This is a genomic window from Pseudomonas sp. PA-4-8C, assembly GCF_021606625.1.
Taxonomy (GTDB): Bacteria; Pseudomonadota; Gammaproteobacteria; order Pseudomonadales; family Pseudomonadaceae; genus Aquipseudomonas; species Aquipseudomonas lactis.
In genome coordinates this window covers 58,446-65,222 of record NZ_WKCD01000008.1, presented here as the reverse complement: position 1 = coordinate 65,222, position 6,777 = coordinate 58,446, and the positions used below count along the sequence as shown (strand labels likewise).

The window sequence follows — 6,777 nt, the reverse complement described above, 5'->3', positions numbered from 1 at the left end:
CACCGACTCAAGCTGCACCGCAAACGAACTCACTCTGATCGGCGCATGATCCAGCCCGGCAGCTTTCGCAGCGCGCATTTGCGGGAGCAGGTCCAGCGGCGGCAGCAAGGCAATACTGGCGGCAGTGGCGGGAGTTAACGCGGGAAATCGTTGCAGGTATTCCGCAGTTGCGAAGACCCCGTAAGCGAGTTTGCCGAGCCCTCGGTAGATCAGGGAAGGTTCGCCCAGGTGTGCAGTGCGTATGGCGATGTCGGCCACGCCTCGTACGATTTTGTGGAAGTCGGTGGTGACCTGCAGCTCTACGGAGCAGCCTGGGTGCTGCGCTGTGAAGCGGCTGGCGGCTTCGAGCACGCTGGCAGAAAAGCCTTCGCCGGCGCTGACCAGTACGGTGCCGCTGAGAATTGCTGGCGCGCCGTCGACGGGGGCCTGGCGGCGCAGGCCGGATTCGGCTGCCAGGGCGACGTCCACCAGGGCTTGGCCTCGGGAGGTGAGCCGGCAGCCTTCCACGCCGCGTTCCACCAGTGGCTCGCCCAGGGCGGCTTCCAGTTGGGTGAGGCGGCGGGAGACGGTAGAGGCCGCGATGCCGAGTAACTGGCCTGCCTGTAAAAAGCTGCCGCGCCGTGAGACTGCCAGCAGCAGTCGAAGATCGTCCCAATTTGCCTGCAATGCCATATCTCCGCGCTTCCCTGGTGTGCAGATGTGCAAAGCCATTATGCCGCAGGCGCTGTTTTTACGGCGCGGGCTCGCGGGTATATCTACTGGCCTTCTCAACAAATGGAATGGCCTGTATGAACACGAACCCCAATCGCTTGCGCAGCACCTTTGTGACCGGGGCCACCGGCTTGCTGGGCAATAACCTGGTACGGGAGCTGGTCGCACGGGGTTATGCGGTGAAGGCGCTGGTGCGCTCGGCGGCCAAGGGTGCGCAGCAGTTCGGCGATGTGCCGGGCGTGGAGATGGTGGTGGGGGACATGGCTGATGTGGATGCCTTCGCGGCGGCGTTGCAAGGCTGCGATACGGTGTTTCACTGCGCGGCGTTTTTTCGGGATAACTACAAGGGCGGCAGCCATTGGGAGGAATTGGAAAAGATCAATGTCGTCGGTACGCGAGCCCTGTTGCAACAGGCGTATGACGCCGGTGTGCGACGGTTTGTGCACACCTCGTCGATTGCCGTGCTCGACGGTGCCCCCGGTACGCCGATCGACGAGACGTGCCTGCGGGCCGAAGCCGATGCGGACGACTACTACCGCAGCAAGATCCTGGCTGAGCGGGAGGTGTTGAGGTTTCTTGAAAGCCATCCGCAGATGCACGCTTGCATGGTCTTGCCCGGTTGGATGTGGGGGCCGGGTGACCGTGGGCCGACGTCTTCGGGACAGTTGGTGAGGGACGTTATCAACGGCAAGTTGCCGGGGCTGATTCCGGGCACCTTTTCTCTGGTCGATGCCCGCGATGTGGCCTGGGCGCACATTGCCGCCGCCCAAAGCGGGCGACGGGGCGAACGCTACCTCGCGGCCGGTCGCAACTTGACCATGCGCCAGCTGATGCCGGTGCTGGGGCGTATTGCTGGGGTCAAGGTGCCCTCGCGCCAACTGCCCCTGCCAGCGCTGTATCTGTTGGCAGCGGTGCAAGAGGCCTACGCGTACCTGACTGGCAAGCCTATCTTGCTGAGTATGGCGACGTTGCGGCTGTTGATACGCGAGGAGCACCGTACCCGCTTTGACCACCGCAAAAGTGAAGAGGAACTGGGGCTGAGTTTTCGCGTGCTGGAGCAGACCCTCACGGACACGGTGGGCTGGTACCGGGCTCACGGCGAGGCTTGAAACGCATCCTTAAGCCATATATTTCATAGCCCAACCTCATCGACTGGCGATCAGCACAGGAATGGCGTTGTTCAGTGAGAACGCCACCAGAAATACGGCCAGCCCGACGTCGATCTGCCGGGTGTACTTGAGGAACAGCGCCTTGATCGGGCCTTGGCCGAACAGCAGCGCCACCACTGAATACCAGATGACTTCCAGGGTCGAGCACAGCATCACCACCAGCACTTTGTCGATCTCCGAGCGCGGCACCGAGAGAAAGCCGGCATAGATACTGATCATGAAAGCGATGGTTTTCATGTTGCTGATATTGGTGATCACCCCCACGCGGTAGGCCTTGGCGAAGCTGGTCGCGCCCGGTGCGGTGCTTTCGGCCGTGCCAGTGTTCTTGGCCAGCACGCTTTTGATGATGCTGTACGCGATGTACAGCAGGTACGCCGAGCCGCATAGCGTGGCGACTTTGGAAAACGCCGGGTACTGGTGCAACAAAGCCGCCAGCCCCAGCAACGAAATCGTCGAGAAAAACACACCGACCGTGCAGATGCCCAGGGTCGCGCCGATACCGGTCGACACCGAGCCCAGCGAGGCGAAGCGGCTGACAATGATGAAGTTGGGGCCCGGGCTTATCACCGCCAGGATGTAGATCAATGCTGCTGTAAACATGAGAACTCCTTGTATGAGGCAGCAGCTCTCCACGCAAACTAGCAGTAATTACACACCCAGCTACTGACTATAAATTCATATGCTTATGACCCATTGCCGCCAGGCCGGCGATGGTATCGCGCGATACCATCGCCACGGGGTCAGTGTGGCGGCAAGGCTTTGAGGCGCTCCTCCAGGTTTTGCCCAGGGAAGCGCTTTTGCAACTCGGCAAGTTTCGCTCTCGCCCCCGCCTCATCCCCTGCCGCGCGCAGGCGCGCTACTTCCTGCAAGCCAAGCTCAAGGGGTTGCGGCGCAGCACGTTTGGCCAGCTTGCCTTGGGGCAAGGCATCGCTGCTCATTTCGGCGCTGTAGGACTCGACACGGGGCGGCGCGCTCATCGGCGCAGGCGCGGAGAACGCGGCCGGGGCAGCGAGACGTGTGTTGTGTACCGGGTCCAACTCGGGGGTGCGCGTGATCACGCCCACCAGCAACGCCACACCGGCCAGGCTAGCGAATGCCATTTGCCAGCGCGGTTGCTGGCATGCACGCAGCCAACGCTGCCACAGGTTGGGCGCGGGCTTGGGGGCTTCGCGGCGGGCAGCGTTGAGGATGAAGGCGTCGAGGGACGCGGGCGGTTCGCCCGTGCTGTGTTGACGAAAGTGCTGGAGCAGCGCGTCGTCCGGGGTGTGTCGGGAGTCAGTCATACAGGTACCTCCTCGGCCAGCAGGCGCCGCAATTTTTGCAGGGCGTAGCGCAAGCGGCTTTTTACGGTTTCCAGCGGGGCGCCGGTGAGGGTGGCGATTTGCGGTACTTCGAGCTCGCCATGCAGGCGTAACAAAAACACCTCGCGCTGGTCTTCGGGCAGGTCTTGCAGGGCGGCGTCGAGGCGGGCCTGGTCGCGGCTGAGGGTCAGTTGCTGCTCGGGGCCGTCGCTGTCGTCGGCCTGGGCGTGCAGCTGTTCATCGTAGCTGTCATGCAGGGGGTTGTGGATGCCGTGCTTGCGCCAATGGTCGATCAGGCGGTTGCGGGCGATCTGGAACAACCAGGTGCGAAAACTCGCCCGGCCTTGTGGCTGGGTGGTGCTGCGGATGAGGCTGAGCCAGGTGTCCTGGTAGATTTCTTCGGCCAGTTCGGCTTTGTTGCACAGGGACACGAGGAAGCGGTACAGGCCCTGGCGGTGGCGCGTGTACAAGGCTTCGAAGGCGCCCGCGTCACCGGTTCGGTAGCGGGCCAGCAGTGATTCGTCGCTGGGTGAGTCGTCTGGAACGGCCATGTAATGGGCGAACTCCTTTTGGTCAGCCGAAACAGGATTACTGTAGGAGCGAGCTTGCTCGCGAAGAACGTCAACGATAACGCGTGCTTCCTGGATAAACGCGGTGCCTGTGAGTTTTTCGCGAGCAAGCTCGCTCCTACAAAAAGCTTTAGCAGCAAGCCCTCTCCCACATTTGATCTCGGTTGTGAGCGAGATCAGGGTTTGAGGCTTTGGGCCAGCTCCACCAGTTGCACGAATTCGTTGCGCAGCCCGAAGGGGTCATCGCCCCGGGCCGAGCGTGCCAATCTGGCGGTGTCTTGTACACTCATGGTGCCAGTGTAGCGGCCATCGCCCTTGAGCTGTTGGGCGAAGGCGGCCACGGCAGACGAGAAGCGCAGGTCGTCGCTGGCTGGGGTGGCCTGGTTGGCGATAGGGCGTTCGATCAACTGGCTGTTACCGCCCGCAGCTGGTTTGTAGCGCACCCGCAGCATCGCCAGCTCATCGGACTTGCCTGCGGTCGCAGGCGCAGCGGCATAGCGCAAAGGCTCCAACCAGCCCTTCTCGCCCTTGGGCACGATTTCATACAGCGCGGTCACTGTATGCCCTGCGCCAATCTCGCCGGCATCAACCTTGTCGTTGTTGAAATCCTCACGCTTCAGGGCGCGGTTTTCATAGCCCAGCAGGCGGTATTCGCTGACCTGGGCCGGGTTGAATTCCACCTGCAGTTTCACATCCCGCGCCACCACGGCCAGGGTCGAACTGAGTTGCTCCACCAGCACTTTGCGCGCTTCGCGCAGGTTGTCGATGTAGGCGTAGTTGCCGTCGCCCGCGTCGGCCAGTTGTTCCATCAGATGCTCGTTGTAGTTATCCACACCAAAGCCGAGGGTGGTCAGCGATACGCCGCTTTTGCGCTGGGCCACGGCCATTTGCTTGAGGCTGTCGAAATCGCTGATGCCCACATTGAAGTCGCCGTCGGTAGCCAGCAGGATGCGGTTGATGCCGTTGGCAATAAAGCCTTCGCGGGCCATCTGGTAGGCCAGTTCGATGCCGGACGCGCCTGCGGTGGAGCCGCCGGCGGTGAGTTGCTCGATAGCGTTGCGGATCTTGGCTTTTTCACTGCCCGAGGTGGGCTTGAGCACCACGCGGGATTCACCGGCGTAGACCACCAGTGACACACGGTCCTGATCACGCAGTTGATCCACCAGTAATTTCAGCGTGCTTTTGACCAGCGGCAAGCCTTCGCGGCGGTCCATGGAGCCGGACACGTCCACCAGGAACACCAGGTTGGCGGGCGCCAGTTCGGCCACGGTTTTATCGGAGGCCTTGATGCCAATGCGCAGCAGTTTGGTGCGCGGGTTCCACGGCGTGGTGGCGACTTCGGTAGTGACGCCAAAGGGCGAACCATCGGTGGGCAGTGCGTAATTGTAGGGGAAGTAGTTGACCATTTCTTCCAATCGCACCGCGCCTTCGGGCGGCAGGCGGCCTTGGTTGAGGAAGCGCCGTACGTTGGCGTAGCTGCCCGTGTCGACATCCACGCTGAAGGTGGAGACCGGGGTTTCGGCGACGCGGTGCACGGGGTTGTCGGGCAGGTTGGCGTATTGCTCGCGGGGTTCGCTGCGGTCATTCATCATCGCCATTTCACGCACCGCCATCGGTGCCGGCATGGCCATACGTTTGGCCATCGCGCCCTCAACTGGCGCGCTGTGCAGCTCGGCGACGGGCGGTGTCGGTTTGGCCACCTCGGGTGAGGAAGACAGCCCACACCCGGCCAGCGCTACCAGCAGGGTAACGGTAAAGCCTTGGGCAGCGGGACGCAGGTAAAGCAGAGGGCGGGACATGGGGCTGAGCCTCGTGAATGAATGAGCCGTTCACAAGGTCAGACGCGAGATAGGTTGGGTTCGGGTTAAACCCTCGAAATTCACCCCGATCAATGTGGGAGCTGGCTTGCCTGCGATAGCGGTGGGCCAGTGCTGGAAAGGCTGCCTGACACACCGCTATCGCAGGCAAGCCAGCTCCCACAGTTGAATGGCGGTGTTCTCTTAGTCTGTGCCGTACTTGGGGTTACGCGGGCCGTACAAGATGCCGGTGCGTTGCCCTGCCGACAGCAACCGCGCACTGGTGATACCGGCAATCGGGTGCGCCGCATCGGTAGAGCTGTTGATCACCTGCTTGACCGCCGCCGTGATCAACATGCCCACCAGGCCGCCACCGTTGTTGTTACCCTCTTCGCTCGACGCCCGCGCAGAACCGGTCCACAGGGTGGTGCCGGTGCGCAGGTCTACCAGTTTGGCCGAGGCCGTCACCGAGGTGTCGCTGGAGATCAGCATGTACTGGGTGCCGTACTCGCTGATGGTGATGTACAGCGCCGCGTCCGCACCAAAGATGTCATGCAGCTTGGCCGGTTGTACGGCCTGGATATCGTTGGCGGTGGTGAGGCCGTTCTGGCGGAAGGTTTCGTCCACCAGGGCAATCGGCAACACGTAGTAGCCGGCTTCGGCCAGCGGGTAGGTGACTTGCGACACCAGGCTGTAGGACGCCTGCACTTCCGGCGATTCATTGATCGGCGGCAGTACCAGGATCGACTTGGGCCGCGCCTGTTTGTACGCCGAATAATCAACCGTCTTGGGCGCGGCGCAACCGCCGAGCAACGCCAGGGCCAGCAAGGCGCCGGTGAGTTTTAACAGGCTCATTTGGTGGCGACTCCGGCTTTGGCGTTTTTCAACAGAAAGTCCATGTACGCAGCAGACTCAGGGAACAGCGCCTTCTCGGTGCGAAACTCCTGCACCATCTGGTCATCCTTGCCCATGTTCATGTACAGCATGCCCAGGTGCGCGTGGTAACCCGGCGGCGCCTTGCGGCCACTGGCGTTGATCTTCTGCAGATCGCGCTCCAGTGCTTCCACCTGTGCTTCCTTGGGCTCGCCTTTGAAGTACTCGTAAACCTGCGGCTGGTAGCTCTCCCATTGATACAGGGGCTGGGGCGCCGTCTGGCACCCGGTTACCGTTGCGACTGCTGCCAGCGTCAGCGCCAATTTCACTGCCTTGCTCATCCGTGTACTGCTCCTTG

8 protein-coding genes are annotated in these 6,777 nt (G+C 62.1%); 1 reads left to right on the top strand and 7 read right to left on the bottom strand.

Annotated elements, in window-relative coordinates:
• Positions 1-672 (bottom strand): LysR family transcriptional regulator (locus GIW04_RS03130; protein WP_236478930.1); only part of this gene is annotated, 672 nt, incomplete at its 3' end.
• 116 nt (positions 673-788) lie between these two features.
• Here GIW04_RS03130 and GIW04_RS03125 point away from each other — a divergent pair.
• Positions 789-1,820: an SDR family oxidoreductase gene (locus GIW04_RS03125; RefSeq protein WP_120247789.1), complete on the top strand. Its 1,032-nt coding sequence runs from the start codon at positions 789-791 to the stop codon at positions 1,818-1,820.
• A gap of 36 nt (positions 1,821-1,856) precedes the next feature.
• On the opposite strand, the gene GIW04_RS03120 is transcribed toward GIW04_RS03125, so the two are convergent.
• The 6 genes from GIW04_RS03120 to GIW04_RS03095 form a co-directional block, all read right to left on the bottom strand.
• Positions 1,857-2,480 carry a LysE family translocator gene (locus GIW04_RS03120; protein ID WP_034134590.1) on the bottom strand — a complete coding sequence of 208 codons (624 nt, stop codon included), beginning with the start codon at positions 2,478-2,480 and terminating at the stop codon, positions 1,857-1,859.
• A gap of 140 nt (positions 2,481-2,620) precedes the next feature.
• Entirely contained in the window at positions 2,621-3,163 is a 543-nt protein-coding gene (locus GIW04_RS03115) for a hypothetical protein (RefSeq protein ID WP_120247788.1), read from the bottom strand.
• Entirely contained in the window at positions 3,160-3,732 is a 573-nt protein-coding gene (locus GIW04_RS03110; RefSeq protein WP_120247787.1) for an RNA polymerase sigma factor, read from the bottom strand. The genes GIW04_RS03115 and GIW04_RS03110 overlap by 4 nt, the downstream gene beginning before the upstream one ends.
• Positions 3,733-3,926: 194 nt before the next feature.
• Positions 3,927-5,549 (bottom strand): vWA domain-containing protein, encoded by a 1,623-nt coding sequence (locus GIW04_RS03105; protein WP_120247786.1) that lies wholly within the window; start codon positions 5,547-5,549, stop codon positions 3,927-3,929.
• Between the two features lie 201 nt (positions 5,550-5,750).
• Positions 5,751-6,401: a DUF799 domain-containing protein gene (locus GIW04_RS03100; protein ID WP_005783625.1), complete on the bottom strand. Its 651-nt coding sequence runs from the start codon at positions 6,399-6,401 to the stop codon at positions 5,751-5,753.
• Positions 6,398-6,760: a DUF4810 domain-containing protein gene (locus tag GIW04_RS03095; RefSeq protein ID WP_032901737.1), complete on the bottom strand. Its 363-nt coding sequence runs from the start codon at positions 6,758-6,760 to the stop codon at positions 6,398-6,400. Before GIW04_RS03095 ends, GIW04_RS03100 begins: the two co-directional genes overlap by 4 nt.
• Between the last annotated feature and the right edge of the window lie 17 nt (positions 6,761-6,777).

What these genes read in the sequence shown, in the direction of transcription:
- GIW04_RS03125 (WP_120247789.1), top strand. Translation starts at nt 789, where the DNA reads ATGAACACGAACCCCAATCGCTTGCGCAGCACCTTTGTGACCGGGGCC.
- GIW04_RS03120 (WP_034134590.1), bottom strand. Translation starts at nt 2,480, where the DNA reads ATGTTTACAGCAGCATTGATCTACATCCTGGCGGTGATAAGCCCGGGC.
- GIW04_RS03115 (WP_120247788.1), bottom strand. Translation starts at nt 3,163, where the DNA reads ATGACTGACTCCCGACACACCCCGGACGACGCGCTGCTCCAGCACTTT.
- GIW04_RS03110 (WP_120247787.1), bottom strand. Translation starts at nt 3,732, where the DNA reads ATGGCCGTTCCAGACGACTCACCCAGCGACGAATCACTGCTGGCCCGC.
- GIW04_RS03105 (WP_120247786.1), bottom strand. Translation starts at nt 5,549, where the DNA reads ATGTCCCGCCCTCTGCTTTACCTGCGTCCCGCTGCCCAAGGCTTTACC.
- GIW04_RS03100 (WP_005783625.1), bottom strand. Translation starts at nt 6,401, where the DNA reads ATGAGCCTGTTAAAACTCACCGGCGCCTTGCTGGCCCTGGCGTTGCTC.
- GIW04_RS03095 (WP_032901737.1), bottom strand. Translation starts at nt 6,760, where the DNA reads ATGAGCAAGGCAGTGAAATTGGCGCTGACGCTGGCAGCAGTCGCAACG.